The sequence below is a fragment of the Streptomyces buecherae genome (genome assembly GCF_014295035.1).
GTDB classification, from domain to species: Bacteria; Actinomycetota; Actinomycetes; order Streptomycetales; family Streptomycetaceae; genus Streptomyces; species Streptomyces youssoufiensis.
The window spans coordinates 7,861,191-7,887,677 of record NZ_CP060404.1 but is presented as its reverse complement, the minus strand read 5'-3'; the positions used below and the strand labels follow the sequence as shown (position 1 = coordinate 7,887,677).

Below are 26,487 nucleotides of genomic sequence, written 5' to 3'. Positions count from 1 at the left end.
AGCGTTGGCAACGCTGGGCAGGGTTGATCGTGGCGTAGACCTCCGGCGTGGTGGAGCTGTCTAGGACTGCACCGCACGGAGGTCTTCACGTCCCACCGCAATTCCCGGCTGACCGTTCATGGCAGGCGACTTCTCACCGAGCGTGTCCGCGCAGGCCGTCCAATCGCGGGGCATCCCGCGCGTCACGGCACACGAGTGGGTTCGCCGCCGGCGGGCCGAAGGCGAACAGGACCGCACGACCGCTAAAGAACTTCAGCAACAACGCGAACCCGACCGGTCGGCCCCCGACTTGTTCCGCAGCCGCTCCTGGTGCTCCTCCAGCAGCGTCCAGACCTCGATCAGGTCCTCCGGCTCCCACTCCTGCCGCACCCCGCCCCCTCCGGTCGTCATAGCCGGACCAACCTCGCCGAGCACAGCCCTCGATCAGGCAGCAGATCGACAGGGCCGGCACCGCGGGTTGCACTCCGGCTGGAAAGGGGAACGGTCATGCCGCCGGCTGTCATCACACAGCTGATCAGCGGCTGTTGCTCGGGTGGTAGACGCTGAGGTCGCCGTAGGCCGAGAGAACGCCGGGCAGGTCGCCGGGTTTGTGCCGCAGGGTGGTGTCCAGGAAGGCGAGAGCGGTCGCGGCGACGACGCGGGGGCTCTCGGTGCGGCCCAGGGAGCCGACTATCGAGGGCACGGGCGGCAGGTACAGGGGGCCGTCCATGAAGGTGAGGTGGGCGGCGCCGGGGATGGTGAGCCGGTAGCTCGTCGCGGTGTTGCGCTTGAGAGCCCTGGTGAGGCGGGGCATGTACCGCGGGTCGGTTGCGGGGGTGATGGCCTGGGTGAGCGCGAGCGTCGGCTGGCGGAGGGAGGGCGAGACGGGGCCGTGGGGGTAGCCGTCCAGATCGATGACGGCGTCGAACCGGTGGTCCTGCCGGGCTGCCTGCAGGGCGGCGGCACCACCCATGGAATGGCCGGTGACCGCGGCCCGGCTGGTATCCAGGCGTCCGGTCAGCGGACCGGCGATCTCGCCTCGGCCCAGACGGTCCAGTTGCGTGAGGACGAAGCTGAGGTCGGCACTCCGAACAGCCGTCCAGTCGGCCGCCAGCTTGTCGTCCTTGTCCCGGTCGCCGGTAGAGGTGGTCTTGGTGTGAAGCGTTCGGCCGTCGGTGAGGACGACGGCGGCGGAGTCGTACGGGTGGTCGAGGGCGGCGACCAGATAGCCGTGGCTGGCCAGTTCCTCCGCCCAGGCGGTGTTCTGGGTGCGCACTCCGCCGGATCCGGGAGAGAACAACACGACCGGGAAGCGTCCGCCCCCACCGGCCACCGGAGCGTTGAAGACCGAACGGGTGCGGGCGCGTGGGGTGCCGTCGATCAGGAAGCCGGGCAGCCCGACCTGGCGGGCGAGGGCGTCGGCGACGGTGCGAGCCTCGTGCTCCGTGCGTCCGAGGTACTGGGCCCGCCGCGCGCCTGCGGGGGCCTTCTGCGCGGGGTACCAGAGCTGGACCACGACCGTGCGCCGGTCGTGCGGAACGACGGTGAAGATCTCGGGGCGGCGTGGGTCGGTCCACTGCATCACACGGGTGCCGACCGCGAAACGGCCCGACGGCTCGGGGAACGCAGGTACGGGAAAGGCCCAGGCGGCCACCGGACCCGTGGCGATCAGGCCGGCGCAGGCCACCGATCCGGGCAAGGCCAGCCACCACTGGGCACGCCACGCCGGCCGGCCAGTGCGGCGTCGTAGCAGAGGAGAGAGAGCGAACGGCAGCGCGAGGGCGGCGCCGGCCAGTACCGGCAGCATCTGCCAACGGGTCCCCACCACGCTCAGCACGATCGCGGACAGCACGAACACTGCCACCGCCGCGATCGTGACGCGCGGGCGGACGGCAGGCGGAAGCCAGCGCACCACCACCAGCGCGACGGCACCCAGCAGGACAGGGACTTCCAGAAGGGACATGTGCAGCCCCATGAGGTTCTCGGTCACCAGGCCATGCTCGGCGCGGGACACGCGCTGCCACATCGCCCTCGGGTCGCCATCGCGTACAGCCGGGGGTCGCAACCCAAGGCATGCCCATGTGAGCGGCCTTGCGACCGAGGGGGGTGGCCGGGCTCCTCCTGTGGTCGTACTTGCGCGCGATTTCCTCCGACGGTGGACTCATGCGTGCCGCTGGATCGCGGCCTACCGTGACAGGGCCGTCGCGGCACGTGCGGGCAGCGCGGGTTCTACGCCCCCATGCCCGACCCGGCTCCGGTTGTACGCGAGAGTCGCCCCGGCAGAGGCCACCATGACGCTGAATCGACAGGGACGTGTGATGACCGAGGCGGCTACGGAAACCGGCAGTGCCCACCCGTCGCGCTACCGGGACCGGATGCCACGGGCTGGGACAGCCGTATGGCTGACGAGGTACGCCGACCTGGTCTCCGCACGAGCAGCGCGGCCGATGAGGGCCGCCCGGCGCTGGGGCCACCGGTTGCCGCCCGTGGTGTGGGACTCGCTGTTGCCGGCGCTGCTCCTGCTCCACATCATGACCACGCACGCCCCGCAGGAGCTCCCGGTGGCCCTGACCCTCACCGCCGCCATCGCGCTGCCCTTGGTGTGGCGGCGCCGAGCCCCGCTCACGACGTTCGGCGCCGTGGCCGCCGCGGCCTTCGTCCAGTGGCTGATGGACGTCCAACTGCCGGCGGACATCGCCTTGTTGGTGGCCCTCTACACGGTGGCCGCGCACTCGGGCCGGCGCGGCACGCTTGTCGCCGGTGCCATCGTGGAGAGCGGGGCCCTGCTGGCCTGTCTGCGCTGGGCGACGGAAGGCGCGTTCCTGACCCCCTTCGTCGCGGTGACCGCGATGGTCGTCGCCGCCGCCGTCCTCGGGGCGAACGTGCGGACCACACGGGCCTACCTCGCGGCCTTGGAGGAACGCGCCGCACGCCTGGAGCAACAACAGGACCAGCAGGCGCGGCTGGCCGTCGCCGAGGAAAGGACACGTATCACCCGGGAGATGCACGACATCGTCACCCACAACCTGTCCGTCATGGTCGCCCTCACCGACGCCGCCGTCTACGCACAGCACCGGTCCCCCGCCAAGGCCACCACCGCGATGCTCCAGATCTCCGAGACGGGCCGACAGGCCCTGACCGACATGCGACGCTCCTTGGGCATCCTGCGGACCGACGAGCCCGACGCGGAGCGCCACCCACTTCCCGGCATTGCGCAACTGGCGGCCCTGGCCGACCAGATGTGCGCCGCCGGGCTGTCGACCCGCGTCGAGGTTCAGGGCGGCCACACCCACATACCCGCCACCGCACAACTGACCGTCTACCGCCTGGTACAGGAAGCCTTGACCAACACCCTCAAACACACACCCATTGGCACACACGCGCGGGTCCGGGTGCTGTGCTCAGCCGAGACCGTCACAGTGGAAGTCACCGACAGCGGCCCGCACCCGCCACTGCCCGGCGCCACACCGTCCGGCCACGGCATCCCTGGCATGCGCGAGCGCGCAGCCTCCTACGGGGGAACCTTGCAGGCCGAACCGCTCCCGGGTGGCGGCTGGCGAGTCCGCACCCGCCTCGACCTCGGTAGCAGCGGAGCGGCGTCCGCATGACGATCCGCATTCTGGTCGCCGACGACGAAGCGCTGCTCCGTATGGCCTTCAGCACGGTCCTGGAGACCCAGCCCGACATGGCACCGGTCGGCGAAGCCGCAGACGGCATCCAGGCCATACGCCTCGCCCGGGACCTGCGCCCCGACGTCGTCCTCATGGACGTCCGGATGCCCGGGACCGACGGGATCGAGGCGACCCGACAGGTCATCCGAACCTCCCCGCAGAGCAGAGTACTGATTCTCACCACCTTCGACCTCGACGAATACGCCTTCGCCGCACTCAAAGCCGGAGCCTCGGGCTTCCTGCTGAAGAACACCAGGCCCGAGGAACTGCTCACCGCGATACGCAGCGTGGCAGCGGGCGACGCGGTGGTCTCCCCCCGGATCACCCGCCGCCTGCTGGAAAACCTCCGCCCACACATTCCCGACGGCGGCAGTGCCGACCGCGACGAACGGCTGAGCCGGCTCAGCGCCCGCGAGCGCGAGGTGCTCATCAAGGTGGGCTGCGGCCTGTCCAACACCGAGATCGCAGCCACCCTGTACCTGGCGGAGGCGACCGTGAAGTCCCATCTGGGGCGAATCCTGCAAAAGCTCGAACTCCGCGACCGGATACAGGCCGTGATCTTCGCTTACGAAAGCCGCCTCATCCACCCGGCCTGAGGCCGGCCGGGAGCGATCCGACGCCGAGTTCGCCAGGGCGGTCAAGGGCACCGACATCGAGCCGCGCTCTCAGGAACCGGATCACGACCGCCGCGAAGCGGAGGACACCTCGTTGGTCGCCACGATCGCCGGTTTGGCTAACCGGCGATCGCGGTCTGCGTTCGACCTGCCCAACCGCCGCCCGATCTCACAAAGGAAACCGCAGAACACATCACGTCGATCCTGGCCCCGCAACTCTCGCGGGTTGACGTCGACTTCATCGTCGGCATGAAAACGGAAGGTCGCCAACACATCGGCAGCCGGCCAGACCCGCGGGTTCGGGTACTCGGCATCCGCCGGACGGGACAGCACGGCCTCAGCAGGTTGACGCCGGTCCGCCCCGCCAGCTCTGCGATCCGCATCCACACGGTTGACCCTCACATCGATGTGACCGGCGCGGACCGGGGTGCAGGTCGGCTGCCCGCAGGTCTGTGCCTCCATGTCGCGCCGGCATGCGAGGCGGTTCGACGCCCGCCACGGGTAGGGGCACGGCGCGCGGCAGGCTGGGGGGCGTCGCGTGCGCGATCGAGTGCGTACGGGCGGTTCATCCTCCAGGAGCCGCGGGGCACGGTCCAACGCCTCGCGGGCCTGCCCTGCGTGGAGTCGGGGCGATGCGTAGTCCGGTACGCATCAACTCCTCCACACCAGCGACCCGTTGACGCTACGGATGTATCAGGGCCATGGGCTTCACCGGACAGAGGCTGCGGCCCCGCTATGCGGGTTGGCGACGTGTGCCTCCGCCGCTTCCGTTCAGGGGGATCAGCGTTTCCAGGTGGGCACCCTTGACCCAAGAGCCCAGCAGATCGCGGTGCAGGGCCACGATGTCCTGGCGCATCGCCAGCCCGAGGGCCGCCTTGGTGAACGAGCGGCACGTGGTGACGAACAGGGCCACGTCCGCGCCGTGCTCAAGACGGGCCGTGCCGACGAACTTCTGCATGTCCTGCGAGGACACGCTGCGCTCGGGGGCGTACTTCTTGCACTGAATGACCAGTTTGCGACCGTCGGCGAGATAGCCGATCACGTCGGCGCCCAGGTCGCCACGCTTGCCGCTGACGACGACCTTCGTGCATCCGTCCCGACGGCACAGGTCGGCGACGTAGTGCTCGAACTCCTGCCAGGTGAGCGCGTCGACCTCCATCATGGACAGCTCCCGTGCCCTCGCTTCCTCCTGCGTCCGCCACTGCCGGTCTTGGCCGACCGTGCGCCGGTGCGCACGCAGGAGCCCCCAACCGGCGCCACTCACACCACAGACAGCGAGCACGATCACCAGGACGGGCCACACCGCCGCCCAGTTCCCAGCAACCCAGACCACAGCGATAAGCGCCGCCGCAGCGCCCCATCCTTGCACCTGCCTGCGCGTGCGCTTCCTCATCCGTCCGCGCCGTCGTCGTGCTGCCACAGCTCCCCCACCCTCCTACGCCGTGATCCGCAGTGTGAAAGTCCTGCCCGGTCCCGACAAGAGGGCATGACTGGTAACGCGCCGGGCGCCGCTGCGGGCCATCGGATCTGACGGCGGATCGGGTACGAGACCGTCGGTTTCGGCGCGAGCTTCGGGGCGTCCCAGGCATCGAAGGGCACTCGGTACGTGGCCTGGTCATCGGTGCTGGCTGGGGCTGCTGCCCGGGGCCGTCGCTCACGGCTGCCCCCTTGTCCTGCCGTTGCTCACGGTCGCAGGCGCCGGACACGACCAGAATCGACGGAACCCGTTTACGCCCGGCGCCCACGCCGGCGCACCGCCCCCGGACAGGCGCGCCCCTCAAGACGAGCGGGGACAACGCTCTCGCTGGTGGTCGTGCGGCGTGGAGCACCCGGTGGGTAGGCAGGGCGGCCAGCGGGAACGCTGCCCAGGCAGTGTGGCGCCGTGCCCCCACCCCCGCACGCCTCCCGCTTCTCCGGACGCTACGCCCTCGGGCTGCTGGCTGCTGGCTGCTGGCTGCTGGCTGCTGGCTGCTGGCTGCTGGCTGCTGGCTGCTGGCTGCTGGCTGCTGGCTGCTGGCTGCTGAGCATCGGACGGGCGCCAAAAAGGTGTGGGCGATCAGTTCCTCGATTCGTTTGACGGAGCCCGCGGTGAGCACCGGAAACGGCCTGTCCCGCGCCGGGTGGCCGAGTGCACCTCGCCTGGCTCCACCAGTTGGACAGCGCAGCGACACCGGCGACTTTCATCCCGGCCCGGCGGCCTGCTCGGCAGTGGTCGCGTCGTTGGTTCGAGCGGGGCGATGTCGTCGCGGTAGATATGCTCTGCGCAAGCCCAGGAGTCGGGAATTGGAGCGCTGGTGGTTAGCGTCGTATGCCGGCAGAGCATTGAGATTCTGGTGGATTACAGCGGGTTCGCGCTGCAAGAAGAGGATGATACGCAGGTTCCCGTTGTGTACCCCGAAGGACGGGTCGAGTTGGGCACTTCTTTTCTTTCCTCGCATTCCATGCGGGTGGATGTGGAAAGCGCCGGTCATACGCATGATGCTCTGTTGGCGGTGGAGATTTGGAGTGGCGAGCCACCGATCGATGAGTCTGAAGACTGGGAGGAGCGAGGTGAGGCGACGATCACGTCTCCTACTGGGCGACTCTCGATCTGGGTGGTCGCCGGCCCTCAGGAGGAGAGCATCGCGCTGGGGCGTACTCAGGCGACGTGGAGGCTTCGGATGTACAGCGTGGGCCGCGAAGAGGTAGCGCGGTTGACTGATGTGGGAGTTCCTCAAGGGGACGAGCGATACCTCGCCCATTTCTGGCCGGTGGGCTGAGAGGGCTGGGTTGCAAAACGACCCAGCCCTCTCAAGCTTCAGTTGATCTTCACGAGGAAGACGCCTGTCGCTCCCCCGTCTTCATGCCTGCCGTCCACGGTTCGATTTTCGGTCAGGAACTGACCGAGAATCGACCTCGCCGCACTGCTGTCACTCTCAGACAGCGGCATGGCGGATTAGCTTTCCTCAACGGCTTTCGTCTCGTACTGCGGCTGAGCACAACCTTCGCGTGTCGGAGCAAACGGATACTCATCACACGCATTAAGGCCGGGACGCTCTTCCTCTTGTCCCGGGCGCACACGCCGCCCGCGTCCAAGGTCGCCCCCGCGCGCGAAAGGGCCGCCTGCCTCCCGGCCTCCGCCGCACGGTTCCCAGGTCCCATCGGGGTGGGCCGGAGCCCCGTGAAGCTCCGGTGAGAACCTCGTGGAAACCTCGTGCCCGGAGCCGCTTATGCTGCGTCGGGTGATCACGCGAGGCCAGGGGAGGGCGCGTCATGTTCGGCAAGCTGTTCGGTGGGAGTACGGAGAGACCGGAGGTCGCCCCGCACGCCCTTCCCGCCCCGCGCAGGCGGAGGAACGGCACGTACCCGCTGCACGCGCTCGGAGACACCCGGGTGCTGGCCCTGTTGGAGGCGGCCGGGGCGGGTGACTGGCCGGCGGTCAAGGCCGCGCTGGCGCCCTTCGACATCGGCCGTGACCACCACGTCCTGCGGGAACTGGCCAACGTGGACGGCGTGCAGGACTGGATCGGCCGGGCCGTCGACGAGGACGAGGAGGACCGGGCGACGGCCCTGCTGATTTCCGGAGCGCGCCATATCGTCTGGGGTTGGCAGGCACGCACCACCAAGCTCGCCGTGGACGTCTCGCCGGAGCAGTGGCGGGTCTTCCACGACCGGCTCCGCATCGCCGAGGAGCAGTTGCTGGAGGCCATCGAGTTACGGCTGGAATGGGTCACGCCGTGGGTCCGCCTGCTCACCCTGGGGCGGGGCATGTCGTTGGGCACCGACGTCAACGAGGCGTGGCTGGAAGGCGCCCTGAGCCGCGACCCGTTGGACCTGGAGGCCCATCTCGAGTGGCTCTCGCACCTGCTGCCTCGGTGGGGCGGTGCCCCCGGCGAAGCCCTGCCCTTCGCCCGCGCCGCGTTGGCCCGCGCTCCGCGAGGGCACCGTCTCGGTTGCGTGATCGCCATGGCGTACGTCAACGTCTGGGCCGACGCGGACCGTGCGGACTGTCTCGAAACACCCGAGATCCGCGCCGAGTTGCGCGCGGCGGCCGACCACAGCATCCTCGACCCCGCGTACGCGTTCGCCCCGGGCTGGCAGTACGACTTCAACCTCTTCGCCATGGCCCTGGCCATGGCCGAGGAGAACCACACGGTGCGCCGCGTCTTCCGCACGCTCGACGGCGCGTACACCGGTTGGCCCTGGCACCACTACCTCGCGAAGCCCGAGAAGGTGTTCGCCCGCTACCACCGCCGCGCCTGAGGGTTGCCGCGGGCGGCCCCCGCGCGGCTCGCTCACCCGCCGTCCGGCTCGTCCGCGTCGGAGTCCTCGCGCGTCGCCGCGAGGACGCTGCCCGCGACGGCGATCACGGCGATGGCCAGGGCGATGCTGATCCCGCCCGTGGTGTCCCAGTACACGTCCTCCAGGCTGAGCAGCAGCGCCGCCTCGTCCACGACGAGGGCCAGCCCGACCCCGTAGGCGAGCCCCATCCAGGCGCGCGCCCGCGCCGAGCGTGCGACGAGGCCGGCGGCCCCCACCACCGCGAGCAGCAGGATGCCCCACACGTAGTGGTGGATGTGCACCCCGCCGGTCTGTACGTCACCGAGCCCGGCCACCTCGATGTGGATGAGCCAGGTCAGCAGGCGCATTCCGCCGAACGTGAGGGCGAAGCCCCACCAGGCCAGGACGAACCCGCGACGCTCGGAGGAGATGCCGGGCAGCAGCCGCAGCCAGGGCGACGGGCCGGGCGCCCGCGACGGTTTCACGCGTGTACCTCCGTGGTGAAGGATTCGATCCGCTCGGCGACGGCGTCCGGAGCGCTGTAGTGGGCCGCGTGCGCGGCTCCCGGGACCTCCACCGCGCGACCGTCCACCACGGTGCGGGCCACGTGCCGCACCCAGGGGCCCGAGGCGATGGTGTCTCCCGTGCCCCGCAGGACGAGGGTCGGCGCGCTGACGCGGCACAGATTGGCCTCGAAGGAGGCGGCGGCGTCCCGCAGCGCGTACCGGAAGGAGCCGGCGATCCGCAGCGGGCCGGTGACCAGGTAGTCGCTCGTGGCCACGGCGAGGAGCGAGAGGGGCTCCCGTGGCGCGTCGGCGAGCAGTCGGCCGCACAGCCGCCAGCCGGACGTCCCCGGTTCGAGCGCGGGGCCGGTCAGTACCAGGCGGCGCACCAGGCCGGGCGCGCGGGCGGCGAGGGCCGCGGCCACCTGACAGCCGACCGAGTTGGCCACCACCAGGCTCGGGCCCAGGGCCAGGCGCCGGTGCCAGCGCGCCAGGTCAGCGGCGGCCCGACCCGGACTGGAGGCACCGCGCGCGGCGGCCCGCGACCGCGCGTTGCCCGGCAGGTCCGGTACGAGCACCGTCCTCCCGTGCGCGGCCAGCCGCTCCGCGAGCGGCACGAAGTAGCGCCCCGAGAGCCCCAACCCGTGCACCAGCAGCGTGGCGGGGGCGCCCGCGCGCGGCGGCGGTCCGAACCTCCGGGTGAAGATCCCGCCCAGTGTCTCCTGTTCCATGTCTCCACCCTCGCTCCTTGGCAGGCACCGATGGGCGTCAGGGGCGGGACGACACCGACGGTTGCTCCTTCCGCGTCCGGCCCCGCCCGGCCGGTGCCGATGCCCCGTCATGCCCGAGGCCCCCATTTCCGCGGGCGCGAGAGGGATCCGCCAGCGACAGCCTGGCGGCACCGGCGCCCCCGACGGCGACGTACGACCGCGCGTGCGCGACGACTCCCTCCCGCGGCCCGGGAGCCGGCCGGTCTCGCCGCCCGCCGGCCGCGACGGGGCGGGGCGAGCGGCCGGGTGTGCCGTCGGCCCTTCGCCCGCCTCACACGCCGCTCGCCGCGCCCACCCGGAGGCGTCGTGCGTCACCGAGCCGTGACGCACGGTAAGCGCAGCCCCAGTGGCGGCGCACCCCTCGCGCATCGAGCGCGGGCCCATCCGCGCACTCGCGGGGTGCTGCGCCCTCGCCCGTGTCGGCGGCGTGAGCGGGCGTACGGCGACGGCCCGCCGGGGTGACGCTGACCGGCGGGCCGTCTCGTGTGCGGAGGGGGTTACCGCGTGCGGTACGCCTCGTGGATGGTCTGGCTCACCGTGTTGCCCTGCTTGTCGCTGGCGTTCGCCTTGAACGAGACGCTCTTGCCAGCGCCCGGGTTCTTCACAGTCACCTTGCCACCGCTGACGGCCAGCTTCTTCCAGTGCGCGCCCTTGTCGTAACTGACGTACACGGCAAGCGACTTGAGGTTCTTACCGGCGGCCGATCCCTGCACCGTGACCGGGACCTTGAGCGTCGCCCCCGCCTTGGCGGTGCTGTCCAGCGCCAGGGTGGGAGTGAAGCGCACCACCGAGGTCGGCAGCTTCACCTCGCCGGTGGTCTTCTTCGAGGAGAAGGTCCAACTACCGGTGACCTTGGTGGAGACGTTGGCGACCTTGCTGCGGCTGACCGAGGTGCTGAGCTTGTAGTTGGCTGCCCCGGCCGGCACCGTGAACGCCTCACCACCGGTCAGCGGGTCGGTGTTGCTGCCGACCTTCTTGCCGTTGCGGTAGAGGGTGGTCCGCACGGTCTCGAACGTCGAGGTGCCGTAGTGGTTCGCACCGTCCGCCACGAGCGGGAGCGAGCCGTAGAGGTCGTCACCCTGGCGGAAGATGCCGTCCGTATCACTCAACCCCGGGCCGAACACGCCGATGTTGAGGCGCTGGGCGTAGGACTTGCCCGGGGACAGGCGCAGTTCGTCGGTCACGTAGTAGGCGCCGTCCTCGCCCTGGGCGTCGAACTGTTGCAGAAACAGCTGCCAGCGGGGGCCCTTGGCGTTGACGTACAGCGTCGAGGTGTGCGGCAGCTTGCCGCCGATGGGAGCGACCTCGCCTTGGTTCAGGTCGTTGAAGAGGGGGCTCACGGACAGGATGCCGGTCTTCTTCGGGGCCGAGGCACCCAGCGTGACCTTGATCCTGGCGAGGTCGGCGGGCTTGGCGTGTCGGACGAACCCGGTCGTCACCTTGGTGTGGGAAACGCCGTAGCTCAGGTAGTACGAGGGGTTGTCGCCGCCACCTCGGCGGAAGGCGCTGGTGAACTGTTGAAGCAGTGCACCAGCAGGGACGGCGGGGCCCCGGTGTGCGGTCCTGAGGCGCTTGAAGGAGTCCCCTACCCAGCCGACGCCGATGTCCCAGCCCTCGGCGACGACGGTGAGGTCCGCGTGGGCGTCCAGCGAGGCGGCCTTGCGGTCCGGGACCGTCAGGTCGACCGACTTCGTGGTGCGCGCGTCGAGCGTCACCGTGGCCTGCTTGTCGACGACCAGCTTGGGTTGGACGATCCAGTCGGTGCTCCCGTCGGCTCCCTCGATCGAGCCATTGAGCACGTAGTGACCCTTGGGAAGGCGCAGCTTGGCGTCCTGGAGGGTCTCGCCGCGCCAGCCCTCGGCGAGACCGCTGGTCCCGACCAGGCCGCTACGGAAGGTCTGCGCGGGCTTGCCGTCCCGGCCCAGGTGCCGGAGGTTGACGTCGTAGGACTCGACCTCGCGATCCACGGTGGCGACGGTGTGCACCGTCTGCCGGCCGGCGGTCGCGGTCACCCGCGCGCTGTACGCGCCGTCAACGGTGCCGCCCAGCCGGGTGTCGGCGATGACGGACGTGCTCGCCGTGCCCTGGGCCGGCACGGTGAGCCGCTGGTCCGCCACGGTGAAGAAGCCGGCGGGGGCGGGCTTCCCGTCAGGGCCCGTACCGGTCAGCGCCACGTCCACGGTGACCGGCGTGCTGCCCAGGTTACGGTAGGTCAGCTTTCCGCTCCGCGGCTTGTCGTCGTGGTGCGGCCACTGCTGCTGGCCGAGGGAGAGCGAGAGGGGTTCGGCGATCACCGTCTGGGTGATGGCCTGGCGCAGGTCGATGCGGCCGGTGCCCTGCTCGAAGGCGCCGTACGCGCCGGGAGTCGTGGAAGCGACCAGCGTGGCCTTGATCCGCTCACCGCTCCAGTCCGGGTGCTGCTGGGCCAGGATCGCCGCGGCGCCGGCGGCGTGCGGGGTGGACATGGAGGTGCCTGAGATGGCCACGTAACCGTCGGCGACCGGGGCGCCTTCGCCCGCGATGTCGCTGCCGGGCGCCGCCGCGGCGCCGATGTCCACACCGGGCGCCGTCACGTCGGGCTTGACGGCGCCGTCCCCCACCCGGGGACCCCTGCTGGAAAAGTTGGCCAGTTTGTCCGCCTTGTCCACGGCGCCCACGGTCAACGCAGCGTCCGCGCTGCCCGGGGAGCTGACGGTGCTGGAACCCAGCTCGCCCCCGTTGCCCGCGGCGATGGCGAAGAGGACGCCGTGGTCGGCCGAGAGCTTGTTGACCGCGGTCTCCAGCGGGTCGAGGCCGGGCGCGTCGGTCCCGCCGAGGCTGAGGTTGACCACGTCGGCCTTCTGGGCCGCCGCCCACTCCAGGCCCGCGACGATCCCGGAGTCCTCGCCGAACCCCTCGTCGTTCAGGACCTTGCCATCGAGGATCTTCGCACCGGAGGCGACGCCTCGATACTTGCCGCCGGACTTGGCGCCGGTGCCCGCCGCGATGGAGGCCACGTGCGTGCCGTGACCGATGCGGTCCTTGGCGTCGACGGCGTCCGTGAAGTTCTTCTCCGCGACCTGCTGGCCAGCCAGGTCCGGATGCGTCTGGTCGACCCCGGTGTCCAAGACGGCGATCTTGGTGCCCTTGCCGTCGAAGCCGGCCTTCCACGCCGCGGGCGCGCCGATCTGCGGCACGCTCTTGTCGAGCGTGGCCTTGCGGATACCGTCCAGCCACACCTTCGCCACCCCGGGGGCAGCGGTGCGGTGCGAGGCGCCCCGCGACGCATCGGTCAGCGCCTCCCAGGCGGCCGTGGCGTGCTCGGGCGAGGCCGTCACCGCGTCGGCGCCCAGCACCGGAAGCGAACGCCGCACCTTCGTACCCTCGGCGGCCCGAAGCTTCGCCTTAGCGGCGGGCCGCTCGCCCTGGTAGGCCACGATGAGCCGCACCCCGGCGCGCTGGCTGGCCACGTACTCCGGCCGGCTCAGCGTCGTCACGTCGAACAACCGCCGATCCACCGTGCCCCGGACGATCAGGCGACGCGCGTCGAGCGGGATCACGTACGCGTGCCCGCCGCGCCGCTCCACCTGTACGGGGATGTGCTCGCGCCCCTTGGCCGGTTGGAAGGTCGCCGGGCGGCCCTTGGCGTCGACCGCGACCCGGTCACCGGTGACGAGGGTGACCCAGGTGCGGGCGGTTCCGGTGCGGTGGGTGTTCTCCACGCGTTGGGTGTCGGCCGTGACGGTGCGTGTTTCCTGGTTGGCGGCGGACGGGGTGGTCAGCCCCGCCACGAGCGCGGTGGCCGCGGTGACGGCCACACCGGCGACCCGTAGTGCCTGTCTGCCTGTACGCAACTTTCCCCCAATGAGGACAGCTCACGGGAAGGGCCCTAGAGGTCCCTCGCATGCCGTGCATGCAGGGGAAGTATGTGCCAACTCACCTTGTCCATCGCGCGAGTTGGCAGGTACGTGAAACGTGCGCGAGCGAGGCAACGCGACGGCGCTGGTTCGCGTCAGGGGCGCTCGTGTCGCGTGCGGGCCGCCGCCCACCGGGGAGGCGTCGAACACCACGGACTCGGGCTCGCGCACCAGCAGCGCAAGCGGTTCCGCAAGGACACCGTGCTCATCGTGGACGGCACCCTCGTTCCCACCCGCAGCCACACCATCGCCGAGCAGTCCAGGAACCACCCGTACTCCACCAACCACCAGGTCGACACCGACACCGACACCGACACCCGGCTCGTCGTCGCGGTCGGCCAACCAGTGGCGGGCGACCGCAACGACTGCGAGGCAGGGGAACTATCCGGCGCGAGCCGCCTCCCCACCGCGAAGTGCGTGCCCGCCCGCACAGCCTCGTCCTTGCCGAATGACGCAGAAACCAGCAGGCCACCAGGCACGCCAGAGATCAATGGCGACGCACATCACCACCCCGACCGACGCGCCCGGGGGCGGCGGACCGGCTTCCGCTCGCCTGCCGCCCCCGGGGATCACGGCCGTCAGCGTGTGACGTCCACGAAGATCGGGTTGGTGTAGAACCACGTGTCGAGCCACGGGTCACCCTTGCCGGGCTCGTGGGGAAGCGGGCCGTGGGGGTCGATCCTCGCGCCGAGGAAGCCCGCGCCGTGGCGCTTGCCGTCGCTGCCGCGCAGCCGCAGGTAGAACGGGTGGTCAGCGCGCCCGACCGGGATGCGCAGGGTGTACGTGCCGCGGCGGCCCAGTACGTCGGAGGTGTGGACGACCCGGGTGTCCGGGGCTCGCCAGTCGTCGCGGTCGGCGGCCGGTCCGCGGACCGCGCCGCGAATGACGTCGACGTGTTGCAGACGGGGCAGCAGACCGTACGGGTTGCGGCGGGATGCCGCGGTCACGGTCACGGTGAGGGTGAGCCGCTCGCCTCGCCGGGCTCGCAGCCGGCCGCCGAGGGTGGCACTGTTGCCGCGCTCGCCGCGTACCTTGACGTCGATGCCGTCGATGAGGTGGCCGTGGTCGACCCAGACCCGCCCGGCACGCAGCCCCTCCATCACGTGGCGGTAGCCGTACCGGGTGACCCCCACGTGCGTGCGGCTGAACTGGCCGGGCCAGAAGTCGCCGCCGGGCTGCGGTTCGGTGGTGTTGTACGGGTCGGGGAGGCGGCCGGTGTTGTCGAAGTTCTGCCCGGGCTGCCATTCACCGTTGACCCAGGTGTCCTGGGCGACGCGGTGGACGTCGGAGTTGGAGGTGATGGTGAAGAGCTTGCCCTCCGCCAGCATCGCGTCCCACATGCCGCCCACGGTCGCGGTCGCCCAGTCGAAGCCGCCGTACGTGACGTACGCCTCGCGCGGATAGCCGGGCCAGGAGTCCGCGGAGGGCGAGTTGGTGTACTCGCCGCGGACGTTGGTGTCCGCGTGCCAGCCGGGGATCGCGCCTGCCTGGGCGCCGGGAGCGCCCTCCATGCCGATCATGATGTCAGGGGCGGCGTCGCGCCAGCCGCGCAGCTCGTGCGGGGAGTCGATGCCGAGCCGCATGGGGTGGTTGGCGAGGACCAGGACGTCGTCCACGTACCGGGTGCGACGCTGCTCGGCCAGCCACTTGAGGGCCTTGATCGCGTGCGCCTCGTTGCGTTGGGTGTCGGGGTGGTTCGGGCCACCGGCCGTGTAGCCGAGGAGCTTGCCGTCGAAGGCTTCCTCGAAGCGGGTGAGCAGGTCGACCTCGTGTCGGCCGGGCGGCGAGAAGACAGTGCAGTGTTCGGCACCGGGGATGTACCACTCAAGGCCCTGGAAGATCAGCATGCGCCTGTTCTCGGCGCGGGCCCGCAGGATCTCGCGGTGCTCGCGCGCGGCACCGAACGCGGCGTGGCCGATGTTGCTGTGCTCGGTGAAGACCATCCAGTCAAGGCCGAACTTCCGCCCCGCCGAGGCTATTTGGGAGAACGTGTACTTGGCGTCGTGACTGTAGACGGTGTGGTTGTGGTGGTCCCCGACCAGGTAGACCAGGTCGGGGGCGTGGCCGTGCCCGCCGTGACCGTGGCCGGGCCCGTGATGATCGTGTCCCCCGCCCTGCCCGCGCCCGTGCCCATCGGCCAGCGCGGGAAGGGGAAGTGAGGCGGCGGCGAACCCCGCTCCGAACAGGCCGGCGCGACGCATCAACCCTCGACGGCTGAGCCCCTGCGGGTCGAGCGATTCCGAGGGCACCTGGGGGTCGGCCCATTCGGGCACAGGGTGGGTCATGACGTGCGGATCTCCATCGCCTAGGAACATTTCGCGTGAAGAGGAGGATTTCTGCGTCACGAAACGACCGGGTGAATCAGGGGCGAATTCCACGGATTCCCCCTGTGGAGTGCCGGCCACGGGGGGCGCTGGGTGCGTGGCTCGTGATCAGGGCATCACCACTGGTCACGACTGCCTGGAGCACAACGGGTGCCGGGTGCCGTCGGGACGGAGACCACCTCGCGGAGGGCCCACTCTCCGGCGTGAGCCGACCCGGCGACTGCCCCCGAGGGCGGCGAGAGGGCCCGCGCCGACGACAGGTGGGTCCGTAATGAAGCCCACCCCTCAACCACGGGCGACACGAAGCATCAACAGCGTCGCGGGGAAGTCGAATAGCACCCCAACGTGGTGCGCGGAGAACCCGCGGCATCTCGTCAGCCAGTGCTGGAGTAGTACATCGGCCGGGGCTCGCCAACACTCACCCCACCCGGTCGATGCGGTCCGCCGCCCGCACGCGGACTGTGCGCGCGACCTCGGCTGCGCCCGTAGGCGAGCCGGGCCCCGTTACGCGAACCACAGCGGTAGGCGGTACGAGAGCCCTGGCGGGCTTCTCCTGGCCCGAGCTCGGTGGGCATCAGCTCACGGCGCGCGCCAGCCCGGGGCCCGTCCGACCTCAGAAGACGAGCGACAGGCGGCGGATGGCGGGCGGCAGGCGGCAGGCGAGGGAGGGCGTGCGCGCCCTCCCCGTGTTCAGCCGTGTGCGGCCTGGGCCGCCTTCTCGGCCTGCTCCGCCTTCTTCGCCTTCAGGCGGACGGCCTCGTTGCGGACCTCGGCCTGCGTGGCGCGCTCGCGCTCCAGCCACTCGGGCCGCTCTTCCTTCAGCGCGTCGATCTGCTGCGTGGTGAGGGGCTCGGTGACGCCGCCGCGGGCGAGGCCCGACACGGAGACGCCCAGCTTGGCCGCGACGACGGGGCGCGGGTGCGGGCCGTTCTGGCGCAGGTCGCTCAGCCACGGGGGCGGGTCGGCCTGGAGGGCGTTCAGCTCGGTGCGCGAGACCATGCCCTCCTGGAATTCGGCGGGGGTGGCCTCGAGGTACACACCCAGCTTCTTCGCCGCGGTGGCGGGTTTCATGGTCTGGCTCATGGATTAAGGGTAACGAGCCAATGAGCCAGCGTTGACCACGAGGTCTCGGCGCCGGCCCTGCCCTCCGGTGGGTCGGTCGGTGACTACGGCCGGTAGTCTGGCGAGGTGACAGGCTCGGAAGACTCTCCCGCGTTCCGGCTCGCCTACGTACCCGGGGTGACGCCCTCGAAGTGGGTGCGCATCTGGAACGAGCGGCTGCCGCACATCCCCCTCACCCTCAACCAGGTGCCGGCCGCCGAGGTCTGCGAGGCCCTGCGGAGGGGCGAGGCCGACGCGGGGTTCGTTCGACTTCCGGTGGACGGGGACGACCTCAGCGCGATCCCCCTCTACGAGGAGACGACGGTGGTCGTCATCCCCAAGGACCACCTCTTCGCGGCGGCCGACGAGGTGGCCGTGACCGACCTCGCCGAGGAAGTGGTGCTCCACCCGCTGGACGACACCCTGGCCTGGGAGCAGCCGCCGGGCCGCCCTGCTGTCGGGCGCCCCGCCACGACCGCCGACGCCGTCGAACTGGTGGCGGCGGGCATCGGCGTACTGATCGTCCCGCAGTCCCTGGCCCGGCTGCACCACCGCAGGGATCTCACATACCGCACGATCACGGACGTGCCCACCTCCCGCGTGGCGCTGTCCTGGCCCCAGGAGGCCACGACGGACCTGGTGGAGGACCTCATCGGCATCGTCCGCGGCCGTACCGTCAACAGCACCCGGGGCCGCCGAACCGAGCCCGAGCCGAAGGCCAAGCGCCCAGAGAAGGGCGCCACGCGACGGCAGCAGCCCCCCGGGGGCAGGGGCGCCGGCAGGACGGCGGGCAAGCCGTCCGCCAAGAACGCGCGCCGCGGCTCCGGCGGCGCGAAGGGCGGCAAGCCCCGCCGCAGGCCGTAGCGTCCGCGGCGGCCAGCGACCAGGGGGACGGTGAACGGCCGGTCCCTCTCTGTCGGGGAACCGACCCCGCGTCGCGATCCGGCCGGTCGAGGGCGGCCGGACGCGTCGGGACGGCCGGGCACCTGGCGCTGGGGTCTTCTGGGGGCGGGAGAAGGACGTCTGACCAGGGGGGTCACGCGTCAGACGCCTCCGGGGCGCGCCGTTGGGCGGCGAGTCCTGCTCCCGGTATCTCCCGCTGGTGCCCCACCTCTGACATCGGGTGGGAGTCAGGCGTTGTTCGCCGACGTGTCGCCTGGTGGGTCGCCGCGCCGCCCCACTATCCGGATGACGGCACAGGTGAAGCTTCCGGGTGCTCTCGTGGCAGGGGGCGGGTTCGCGTCCAGTACGAGCGGGCGGCGATGGCCAGCGCCACCCCGTACACCGCGAACGCGGCCAGGCCGATCCAGGCGACCAGCAGCGCGTCGCCCGGGGAGTGGAAGTCGCCTTGCGGCATCGTCACCACGTCGGCCGTGGCCAGGGTCGCGTAGCCGACCCCGAGTACCCCGTACGGGGCCAGGGTGGCGGCGCCGACCAGGGCTGGGGCGAGGGGGAGCCAGCGCGGGACGCGCCGACCGCTCAGCCGCCACGTCCAGCGCGGGAAGACCTGGCCCCACGGACGCACCAGGCCCCACAACAGGAAGACGCCGAGCGCGGCCAGCAGCACGGTGCCGTCCAGGCCCCAGGACTCCAGCGTGAGCCAGATGCCCGACGCACCGTTGTGCTCGGAGACGGCGAGCATCTCCTCGCCGGACATCCCGGCGAACGTGCCGCCGGTGGTCCAGGTCAGCTTCATCGCCGCGTACGGAAGGAAGGCGAGCGATCCGGCCCAGGAGACGAGTTGGACCGGGCGGGAGGCGGCGGAAGGAGGGGGCGCGACGGTCACTTCGGACGGGCGGCGCGCGGATCGGGCCGTGGCCGCGAGCAGTGGGACCCCCACCGCCGCCAGCGCGTGGTGCGTCGCGGCCACAGCGCTGTCCACCCCCTGGCCGAACGTCAGCGTGATGACGTCCATCAGCAGGCCGAACGCGGCGACCCCGGTTAGCAGGCAGGTCGCCCACAGCACCACCCGCAGCGCTGGTCGCATTCCCAGCCGCCCCACCGCGTGGCACGTCGCCGCCGCGACCGACCCGACCACCGCGACCACCCAGCCCAGCGCGGAGGGCCCCGGAGTCGGCCCCAGGTACAGCAGTGGCGTGCCCCTCAGCGCACAGACCAGGCCGAAGCCGGTATATCCGGCTGCCCAGAGCGCGGCGGCCGGACCCACCCAGCGCGGCCACCGCTGCCGCCACCCGCGCCCAGGGGCCTTCGTCGTCACTGTCGCACTGACCATGCGTTGACTCTCGCAGCGACCATGGCGGCACGGCGTCACCCCGCGGAACGACCCCTGTCCCCCTGCCGGGTGATCAACCCGTGCGCCCCAGGACGCATCACCGGCACGCGTCACGACTGGCCACGGGCTCGGCTGCCACCACGGGGCTTCGAGCCTTGCCTCTCGCGGCACGCTGGACCGGGCACCCGGACCTACGGGGAAAGGTGTGGTCGGCGGAGAGCCCTCGTGCCCACCCACGACACATCGGCCGCCGAGCGCGCCGAGCGTCCCCACGGTCCGACCCATGGCGTAGGCGGGGGTGGAGATCGTCGTCGAGACGGCTGACGGTGTCGTCCGCCGTCATCGCATCTCTCCGTGGAACGCGTGGAGGGGCCCTGGTGCCTGTGACACCAGGGCCCCGAAGGAACTGCTACACCATCTGCCGGCTCGTATACCGCACCGGCCTTCTGTTTCCGCTGACCCGACGGGAAACCTGTCGGGGGCGCGGGGATCGCAGTTGCTTGACCGGAGACCACCTCACTATCGATGTCCTGCGGTACCCGGGCTCCAGGACTTCCGCCCGGGCGATCCTGATGGCGTCTGGCTCCTCCGTTCTTCCCTCGGTGATCAACTGCGTGTCTGCTCCTGCCAACTGCTCGGTGGCCGGTGAAAGCACCACCCTTCGACAGCCAGCCCCGTCGCCCGTCCTGCGTCTGCTCTGGCTTGGAACCCCACTGCCGAACCTCCCGGTGCGCGCGCCCGCAGCCGACGCCTTCACCGAGGTGCTGCTCTGAACTCACTGCTGGGAACTGCCAACCGCACTGTTCGGATACCGCGGTACTGCTCATGGCGGCCCCTGATCACCGCGGGCCACCCGGTGCGGTCGCCAGTCCCGTCGCCGTTCCGCGAAACCCTGGCTTCGGAACTCCGCCACCGCACCGTCTTACCAACTACCGCCTGGCAGTTCTTCTCTGCCAGGCCCTGCTGACTTCCTTGGCTACGAGAAAAACCATAACCACACCACAAGCCAATGTCTACTCCAGCCAGCATAGATTTTCGCGCGCTCGGTGGTGAGGAAGTCGGTCTTGAGTGTGGCGAGGAAGTGTCGGTCTTGAGTAGTGACGCGGCAGGGTTGCCGGGCCTCAGGTCGGGCACAAGAACTGCTCAGGCGGAACGACCAGGCATGACGACGCAGAGACCAGGGGTGGCCTGATGGACACGATGAGCGTCACCGTCGTACCCGTCCGCTCGGCGACATTCATAGCCGGCGCACGCCGGAGCGCCCGGGCCTTCCTCGCAGGGCTCACGGTCCCGGTCGCGACCGAGAACGCCGACGCCGTGGTCCTGGTCGTCTCGGAACTCGTCACCAACGCCCTGCGCCACGGCGGCGGCACCTGCGTCCTGGAGCTGACCGCCCACCCGGACAGCATCGAGGTGGCCGTTCGCGACCCCAGCCTGCGGGCGCCACGCATGCGCGTCCCCGACCTGAACGGCGGCACCGGAGGCTTCGGCTGGCCCATGGTCAACCGCCTCGCCCGCGCCATCTCGCTCTCCCCCACCGCGTCCGGCGGCAAGACCGTCAGCGCCCTTCTCCCCCGTGCGGCGCGCTGACGTGCCAGCGCTGGAGCTGTGCGACGCGTCGGTCATCGCGCCACGTCCGAGTACGACCCGAGCTGTCACGGTGACACTCGACGCGGCTATGTGACCTGTGGGATGTCGCAGCCCCAAGGTGTCTCAGGCGGCGCGGCTCCCACGGGCGAGACGTGACGGGCGTCGCGGCCAGCGTGCCGCAGCGGCCCCGCTCAGAGGTGGCCGTTCAGGAACTCCCGCACCTCGGCGTGGGTCATCAGCCCCGTGCCGTGCGCCACCGCCTCTCCCTCCTTCAGCAGGACGTAGGACGGGGCGCCGGTGATCCCGTATCGCTGGGTCGCGGCCGGACAGCGCGCGATGTCGGCACGGACGACCGTCAGGCGACCCGTGTGGGCGTCGGCGATGTCGCCCACGACCAGGTCCATCTCCCGACAGGGCTCGATGGCCTTGGGCCATGTCCCGGTGAAGTACGCGAGGACCGGGACCCTGCTCATCCCGAGAATGAAAGCGAACTCCGCGTCCTCGCGGGGGCGGTGGACCCGCTTCGCCATGGAAGCTCCTGACCTCGCGTTCCGGCATTCCCTCCCCATCATCCCTCGCCCGGCGTGCCGGGCCGGCCCGGCCGGTCGTCCGGTCGACCTGCCGGCAGGGAAGCCCGGTTCCCGGGCCGCTCCCGGACGCGGCCGTGAGCCATCGGAGTACGCGTCAGTCGAGGAGTACGCGTCAGTCGACCCGGAGACCGACCGCCAGCGTCAGTTCGAGGACCCGCTGCGGCGACGCGAGATCCGGAAACAGCTCCCGCAGCTGCGCCATCCGGTACCGGACTGTCTGGGGATGGACGAACAACGCCGCCGCCACCTCGTCCCGCCTGCCCTGGTGCAGCAGCCACTCCCGCAACGTCTCCTCCAGCCGCCGCGCGGTCGCGACGGGCACGGTCCGCAGCGGTGCGAGGGCCCGGGCACGCAGATCCGCGAACGCGTCCGCGTCGGCGCTCAGCACCAGCTCGGGCAGGTGGTCCTCGGTGTCGCGAATGTCAGGGGAGAGGGAGCGCGCGTGTGCGGCTCGCGCGTACGAGGCGGACGCGCGGGTCCAGGGCCGGGTCGGGCCGACCACGGCGGTGCGCTCGGTGAGCTGCCGCAGGAGGCGTGAGCGGTCGGCGTCGGGGACGAGCAGCACGCCGGTGGCGTCCGGCAGGTCGTCGAGGACGAGGGTGCTCGGGTCGAGCGAGCGGTAGGCGGGCCGGGTCTGGGCGGCGGGCAGCAGGACCGCGGTCAGCGAGACCGGAGGCTGCCACCCGGCCCGTTGCGCGGAGGCCAGCAGCGCGTCCGGACTCGCGCCGGCGAGGAGGCCGCGGGCCAGGTGTTCCAGGTGGCGCTCGTGGGCCCTGCCCTGGGCGGCCAGTTCGTCGGCGTGGCCGGCCGCGCTCGCGGCGGAGAGCTCGTCGATGTAGGCGAAGGTCAGCTCGGCGAACTTGGCGACCTCGGCGGCGGGCAGGCCCGCGGGTACGGCACCCGCCGCCAGGCATCGCCAGGCCACCCGGGCGCCGACGCGGTAGGCGCTGAGGAGGGCGTCCATCGAACGGCCGTCGCGCACCTCGCCACGGCCCAGCTCGTAGGCCGCGTCACCGGCGTCGCCGCCGGTGGCGTTCCCGCTCGCGAGGTCCAGGTAGTGTCCCAGGGCGGTGCGGACGGCTCCCCGGATGGTGCTGCCCATGTGCCCCGAAAGGGCGTTGGCGTAGGAAGGGACCTCGTCGATGATTGCCTGGACGACCTCGTCGGCGGTGGTCGTCAGCGCGGCCCGAAGTACGGTGACCGTCGTCTCATCCAGGGCCAGTTCGCTGGCCCTCCGGAGTGCATGGCTCATGTTTTTGTTCCCTGCGAACAATTCAGCCGACCAGATTTACGTCCTACGGTCAGGACTTTACGCCCTGAGGCGCAGCAAGCTAGAGGGATGACGAGTGCAGCCCTCCGCAGCAGGGCGTGGAAACTGCTGGAGATGGTCACGACGCCACTGGTGCCATCGGACTACCTCGACCTGGTCAGCCCGCTGCGCGCGGGTGCCGACCTGCGGGGGCGCATCGAGGCCGTGCGCCCCGAGACGCGTGACGCCGCGACCATCGAGATCAGGCCGGGGCGGGGCTGGCGCGGCCACGTGGCCGGTCAGTACGTGCGGCTCGGGGTCGATGTCGAGGGGGTACGCCTGTGGCGTGCCTACTCCATCACCTCGCCGACGAACCGCCAGGACGGCCGCGTCACGATCACCGTGAAGGCGATCCCGGACGGCAAGGTCAGCAACCACCTGGTCCGCAGGGCCAAGCCGGGCACGCTGATCCACCTCGACCAGCCGACCGGTGACTTCGTGCTGCCGCGGGCCAAGCCCGCCAAGGTGCTCTACCTGACGGCCGGCAGCGGCATCACGCCCGTGATGGGGATGCTGCGCGACATCGAGTTCGACGACGTCGTCATGGTCCACTGCGCGCCTCAGCCGCGAGACGTGATCTTCCGCGACGAACTGCACCACCTGGTCACGGACAGGAAGCTGGCGCTCACCGAGGTGCACACCGACACGGACGGCATGCTCGACATCGCCCGTCTCGACGCACTCGTCCCCGACTGGGCCGAGCGCGAGACCTGGGCGTGTGGGCCCGCCGGCCTGCTCGACGCGGCCGAGAAGCACTGGGCCGAGCACGGCGTCCCGGAGCGCCTGCACACCGAACGCTTCCGCCCCAGCATCGTCGCCGCCGGCGACGGCGGCGAGGTCACGTTCAGCACCACCGGCAAGGCCGTCAACGCGGACGGCGCCACGCCGTTGCTGGACGTCGGCGAGGAGGCCGGTGTGCTCATGCCCTCCGGGTGCCGCATGGGCATCTGCTTCGGGTGCGTCACGCCGCTCAGGTCGGGCGCCGTCCGCGACCTGCGTACCGGCGAGATCACCGAGGCCGAGCCGGGCGTCCTCATCCAGACCTGCGTGTCCGCCGCGGCGGGCTCCTGCGACATCGAACGGTAGGAACACCTTGACCGCCATCGACCCCACCGCCCACCTGACCGCGGAGCAGATCGAGGAGCTCGGGCGCGAGCTGGACGCGATCCGCGACGAGGTGATCGCCAGCCGCGGCGAGAAAGACGCCGCCTACATCCGCAAGGTCATCTCGGCGCAACGCAAGCTCGAGCTGGCCAGCAGGGGCGTGCTGCTGTTCTCGCGCTACCGGCCCGCGTGGCTGCTCGGTACCGCTGGTCTGTCCGTCGCCAAGATCATGGACAACATGGAGATCGGCCACAACGTCCTGCACGGTCAGTGGGACTGGATGCGCGACCCGAAGATCCACTCCACCACCTGGGAGTGGGACCACGTCTCGCCGTCCGACCAGTGGAAGCACTCGCACAACGAACTGCACCACACGTACACCAACGTGATCGGCAAGGACAACGACCTCGGCTACGGCATCATGCGCGTCGACGAGGACCAGAAGTGGCACCCGTTGTACCTCGGCCAGCCGCTGTGGAACTTCGTCAACGCCTGCTTCTTCGAGTACGGCATCGCGGCGTACGACCTGGAACTCGGCAAGAACCTGAGCAAGCGCCGCCGCAAGAACCCGGAGTTCCGCGCGCGGGCCAGGGCCGTGGGCCGCAAGATCCGCAAGCAGGTGCTGAAGGACTACGTGATCCACCCGCTGCTGTCGGGCCCGTCGTTCCTCCCCACGCTCGCCGCCACGTTCACCGCGAACCTGGTCCGCAACATCTGGTCCCACTCGGTGATCATGTGCGGGCACTTCCCCGAGGGCGTGCAGGTCTTCGAGCGCCGGTCGATCAAGGGCGAGACGCGCGGCCAGTGGTACCTGCGCCAGATGATGGGCTCGGCGAACATCAGCGGCAGCAAGGCCATGCACTTCATGACCGGCAACCTGTCGCACCAGATCGAGCATCACCTGTTCCCGGACCTGCCGAGCAACCGGTACGCCGAGGTCGCGGTGAAGGTGCGCGCGCTGTTCGAGAAGTACGAGCTGGACTACGTCACCGGGCCGCTGCCCAAGCAGGTGCTCTCCGCGTGGCACAAGGTCTTCCGACTCTCGCTGCCCAACAGGAAGCCCACGCTCAAGGCACCGGTCCGCGAACGGGAGCTCGTCGCGGCCTGATTCCCGGTACGGGTTCGGGCCTTGCGGCCGGCGGTGCCCGGGGGTCTGGTTCCGGTCTGTAACGGCAGGCACGAAACGGCCCTCCGCGGGGTCGCATAACGTTCCACGGCCAGGAACCGGTGAGACCGGCCCACCGTGCGTGGCGGCGGGAACATCCGGCGGTATCTACGGCACTTGGCTACCGCTTTGGTGGGCTCGCAGGCTCACCGCCACCAACCGTCGAGCGCGCCCGGGCGGGCGCGCTCGACGGTTGGCCCGTGCGGGGCCGGGTCAGCCGGTGATCTCGACGCATTGGGGCTTGGCCTGCCCCGCCTTGGAGACCTTGGCGGTGAGCACACCGTCGGTGAGGTCGGCGGTGACGTGCTCCACGTCGGTGTCCTGCGGCAGGGTGACCTGGTAGCGGAACCGACCGGCGTGCCGGGCGCGGTCGCGCAGCACGCCGGTGCGTTCCCTGTTCCTGATCTCGCCGTGTACGGGCAGCTCGGCACCGTTCAGCTCGCGGGCGACCCCGCGCCGAGACAGCTCCGGGCACACCCGGCATCGGATCGTCAGCGCCCCCTCCCCGTCGCGTTGCCGCCGGAATCGACGCCGGCCACGCCCCAACCGGGACTGTCAGTGCTCGCTGCTACGTTCCACGGATGACGAAGATCGTGCCCTACACCGGTGGCGAGAAGGAAAGCCTGCGCGCCAGCCTCGACCGCCACCGCGACGCGGTCCTGTGGAAGCTCGACGGCCTCGACGACGAGGCCCTGCGGCGACCGATGACTCCGTCGGGAACCACCTTGTTGGGCCTGGTGAAGCACCTGGCGACCGTCGAGTACGGATGGTTCTGCACGGCGTTCGGATGCGAGACCAAACCCTTCTGGTTCGACCCCTCCACGGATGACATGAGTGTGGGACCGAATGAGGCCACGGCGGACATCGTGGAGTTCTACGGCCGTGCTCGGGCCGCCGCCGACACGGCGATCGAGGAACTCCGACTCGACGCCCTGGGCACCTCCTGGAACGGCACCACCGTGTCCATGCGCTGGGTGCTGATCCACATGATCGAGGACACCGTGCGCCACGCCGGCCACATGGACATCGTGCGCGAGCTCATCGACGGAGCAACCGGCGATCACCCGTGGGACTGACATCAACCTGGTCGCCCTGCCGCCCGGACCGACCGCCACTCGGCCTGGTCGGCAGGTCGCCTACCCCGGAGGGCGCGTAGTGGCACAGCTCATAAGCGCAGGTGTGGACAGCAGTCACGACGCCGCCCGGCGAGGCGAGTTCGTGGGCGTACGTGACGTCCTTCGGGGCCGCGCCGAAGCCGCGTGACGGTTGGCGGCTTGGCCGGATCGCCACTCCCGTGGCGCGCCGATCGCGCTCCTTCGACCACCTTCGACCGCCCTCGGCCCGGCGACCGTACGGAGTCACCCCTCGGGCGGGGCGG

At 70.8% G+C, this 26,487-nt stretch carries 22 protein-coding genes and 2 pseudogenes; 11 read left to right on the top strand and 13 right to left on the bottom strand.

The window, feature by feature from the left end; all coding sequences use genetic code 11:
* Nucleotides 1–66 precede the first annotated feature (66 nt).
* Nucleotides 67–271, top strand: a pseudogene (locus H7H31_RS34700) (hypothetical protein); the annotation flags it as partial.
* On the opposite strand, the gene H7H31_RS31250 reads toward H7H31_RS34700, so the two are convergent.
* Together H7H31_RS31250 and H7H31_RS31245 are read right to left on the bottom strand one after the other, a co-directional pair.
* Nucleotides 253–390, bottom strand: a complete 138-nt coding sequence (locus H7H31_RS31250) for a hypothetical protein (RefSeq protein ID WP_187064628.1) — start codon at nucleotides 388–390, stop codon at nucleotides 253–255. The pseudogene H7H31_RS34700 and the gene H7H31_RS31250 overlap by 19 nt on opposite strands.
* A 124-nt stretch (nucleotides 391–514) precedes the next feature.
* The gene (locus H7H31_RS31245; RefSeq protein ID WP_187064627.1) at nucleotides 515–2,005 is read right to left on the bottom strand and encodes an alpha/beta hydrolase family protein; all 1,491 of its coding nucleotides are present in this window, start codon (nucleotides 2,003–2,005) and stop codon (nucleotides 515–517) included.
* A 421-nt stretch (nucleotides 2,006–2,426) separates the two neighbouring features.
* On the opposite strand from H7H31_RS31245, the gene H7H31_RS31240 reads away from it, so the two are divergent.
* Together H7H31_RS31240 and H7H31_RS31235 are read left to right on the top strand one after the other, a co-directional pair.
* A complete protein-coding gene (locus H7H31_RS31240; protein WP_187064626.1) occupies nucleotides 2,427–3,587 on the top strand; it encodes a sensor histidine kinase in 1,161 nt (386 codons plus the stop codon).
* Nucleotides 3,584–4,246 carry a response regulator gene (locus H7H31_RS31235; protein WP_187064625.1) on the top strand — a complete coding sequence of 221 codons (663 nt, stop codon included), beginning with the start codon at nucleotides 3,584–3,586 and terminating at the stop codon, nucleotides 4,244–4,246. The genes H7H31_RS31240 and H7H31_RS31235 overlap by 4 nt, the downstream gene beginning before the upstream one ends.
* Nucleotides 4,247–4,327: 81 nt before the next feature.
* Here the strand turns inward: H7H31_RS31235 and H7H31_RS31230 are convergent, their stop codons facing one another.
* Nucleotides 4,328–4,726: a hypothetical protein gene (locus tag H7H31_RS31230; protein ID WP_232110168.1), complete on the bottom strand. Its 399-nt coding sequence runs from the start codon at nucleotides 4,724–4,726 to the stop codon at nucleotides 4,328–4,330.
* Nucleotides 4,727–4,997: 271 nt separating this feature from the next.
* Entirely contained in the window at nucleotides 4,998–5,657 is a 660-nt protein-coding gene (locus H7H31_RS31225) for a restriction endonuclease (RefSeq protein ID WP_187064624.1), read from the bottom strand.
* A 901-nt stretch (nucleotides 5,658–6,558) separates the two neighbouring features.
* Here H7H31_RS31225 and H7H31_RS31220 point away from each other — a divergent pair.
* Together H7H31_RS31220 and H7H31_RS31215 are read left to right on the top strand one after the other, a co-directional pair.
* Entirely contained in the window at nucleotides 6,559–7,023 is a 465-nt protein-coding gene (locus H7H31_RS31220; protein WP_187064623.1) for a hypothetical protein, read from the top strand.
* A gap of 493 nt (nucleotides 7,024–7,516) precedes the next feature.
* Nucleotides 7,517–8,506, top strand: coding sequence for a hypothetical protein (locus tag H7H31_RS31215; RefSeq protein ID WP_187064622.1), 990 nt, complete (start codon nucleotides 7,517–7,519; stop codon nucleotides 8,504–8,506).
* Between the two features lie 32 nt (nucleotides 8,507–8,538).
* Here H7H31_RS31215 and H7H31_RS31210 read toward each other — a convergent pair whose 3' ends face one another.
* From H7H31_RS31210 to H7H31_RS31200, 3 genes are all read right to left on the bottom strand, one after another.
* The gene (locus H7H31_RS31210; protein ID WP_232110167.1) at nucleotides 8,539–9,009 is read right to left on the bottom strand and encodes a hypothetical protein; all 471 of its coding nucleotides are present in this window, start codon (nucleotides 9,007–9,009) and stop codon (nucleotides 8,539–8,541) included.
* Nucleotides 9,006–9,758 (bottom strand): alpha/beta fold hydrolase, encoded by a 753-nt coding sequence (locus tag H7H31_RS31205; protein WP_187064621.1) that lies wholly within the window; start codon nucleotides 9,756–9,758, stop codon nucleotides 9,006–9,008. The genes H7H31_RS31210 and H7H31_RS31205 overlap by 4 nt, the downstream gene beginning before the upstream one ends.
* A gap of 536 nt (nucleotides 9,759–10,294) precedes the next feature.
* Nucleotides 10,295–13,630, bottom strand: a complete 3,336-nt coding sequence (locus H7H31_RS31200; RefSeq protein ID WP_187064620.1) for a S8 family serine peptidase — start codon at nucleotides 13,628–13,630, stop codon at nucleotides 10,295–10,297.
* A gap of 216 nt (nucleotides 13,631–13,846) precedes the next feature.
* Here H7H31_RS31200 and H7H31_RS31195 point away from each other — a divergent pair.
* Nucleotides 13,847–14,086: pseudogene (locus tag H7H31_RS31195) on the top strand (IS5/IS1182 family transposase); the annotation flags it as partial.
* A gap of 185 nt (nucleotides 14,087–14,271) precedes the next feature.
* Here the strand turns inward: H7H31_RS31195 and H7H31_RS31190 are convergent.
* Entirely contained in the window at nucleotides 14,272–15,978 is a 1,707-nt protein-coding gene (locus tag H7H31_RS31190; RefSeq protein WP_187064619.1) for a PHP domain-containing protein, read from the bottom strand.
* A gap of 729 nt (nucleotides 15,979–16,707) precedes the next feature.
* Complete coding sequence (locus tag H7H31_RS31185; protein WP_187064618.1) at nucleotides 16,708–17,100, bottom strand: DUF5997 family protein; 393 nt, start codon at nucleotides 17,098–17,100, stop codon at nucleotides 16,708–16,710.
* A gap of 105 nt (nucleotides 17,101–17,205) precedes the next feature.
* Here H7H31_RS31185 and H7H31_RS31180 point away from each other — a divergent pair, with 105 nt between their 5' ends.
* Nucleotides 17,206–17,982 (top strand): LysR family substrate-binding domain-containing protein, encoded by a 777-nt coding sequence (locus tag H7H31_RS31180; RefSeq protein ID WP_187064617.1) that lies wholly within the window; start codon nucleotides 17,206–17,208, stop codon nucleotides 17,980–17,982.
* A 316-nt stretch (nucleotides 17,983–18,298) separates the two neighbouring features.
* Here the strand turns inward: H7H31_RS31180 and H7H31_RS31175 are convergent, their stop codons facing one another.
* The gene (locus tag H7H31_RS31175) at nucleotides 18,299–19,105 is read right to left on the bottom strand and encodes a hypothetical protein (protein ID WP_232110166.1); all 807 of its coding nucleotides are present in this window, start codon (nucleotides 19,103–19,105) and stop codon (nucleotides 18,299–18,301) included.
* A gap of 1,437 nt (nucleotides 19,106–20,542) precedes the next feature.
* On the opposite strand from H7H31_RS31175, the gene H7H31_RS31170 reads away from it, so the two are divergent.
* Nucleotides 20,543–20,941 carry an ATP-binding protein gene (locus tag H7H31_RS31170; protein ID WP_187064616.1) on the top strand — a complete coding sequence of 133 codons (399 nt, stop codon included), beginning with the start codon at nucleotides 20,543–20,545 and terminating at the stop codon, nucleotides 20,939–20,941.
* 191 nt (nucleotides 20,942–21,132) lie between these two features.
* Here the strand turns inward: H7H31_RS31170 and H7H31_RS31165 are convergent, their stop codons facing one another.
* Both H7H31_RS31165 and H7H31_RS31160 read right to left on the bottom strand, forming a co-directional pair.
* A complete protein-coding gene (locus H7H31_RS31165; protein ID WP_187064615.1) occupies nucleotides 21,133–21,471 on the bottom strand; it encodes a thioredoxin family protein in 339 nt (112 codons plus the stop codon).
* 172 nt (nucleotides 21,472–21,643) lie between these two features.
* Nucleotides 21,644–22,783 (bottom strand): helix-turn-helix domain-containing protein, encoded by a 1,140-nt coding sequence (locus H7H31_RS31160; RefSeq protein WP_187064614.1) that lies wholly within the window; start codon nucleotides 22,781–22,783, stop codon nucleotides 21,644–21,646.
* Nucleotides 22,784–22,870: 87 nt separating this feature from the next.
* Here H7H31_RS31160 and H7H31_RS31155 point away from each other — a divergent pair, with 87 nt between their 5' ends.
* Together H7H31_RS31155 and H7H31_RS31150 are read left to right on the top strand one after the other, a co-directional pair.
* The gene (locus H7H31_RS31155; protein ID WP_187064613.1) at nucleotides 22,871–23,926 is read left to right on the top strand and encodes a ferredoxin reductase; all 1,056 of its coding nucleotides are present in this window, start codon (nucleotides 22,871–22,873) and stop codon (nucleotides 23,924–23,926) included.
* A gap of 7 nt (nucleotides 23,927–23,933) precedes the next feature.
* Nucleotides 23,934–25,052, top strand: coding sequence for a fatty acid desaturase family protein (locus H7H31_RS31150; RefSeq protein WP_187064612.1), 1,119 nt, complete (start codon nucleotides 23,934–23,936; stop codon nucleotides 25,050–25,052).
* Nucleotides 25,053–25,322: 270 nt separating this feature from the next.
* Here H7H31_RS31150 and H7H31_RS31145 read toward each other — a convergent pair whose 3' ends face one another.
* A complete protein-coding gene (locus H7H31_RS31145; RefSeq protein ID WP_232110165.1) occupies nucleotides 25,323–25,586 on the bottom strand; it encodes an Hsp20/alpha crystallin family protein in 264 nt (87 codons plus the stop codon).
* A gap of 104 nt (nucleotides 25,587–25,690) precedes the next feature.
* Between H7H31_RS31145 and H7H31_RS31140 the strand changes: the two genes are divergently transcribed.
* The gene (locus H7H31_RS31140; protein ID WP_187064610.1) at nucleotides 25,691–26,185 is read left to right on the top strand and encodes a DinB family protein; all 495 of its coding nucleotides are present in this window, start codon (nucleotides 25,691–25,693) and stop codon (nucleotides 26,183–26,185) included.
* Nucleotides 26,186–26,487: the final 302 nt, after the last annotated feature.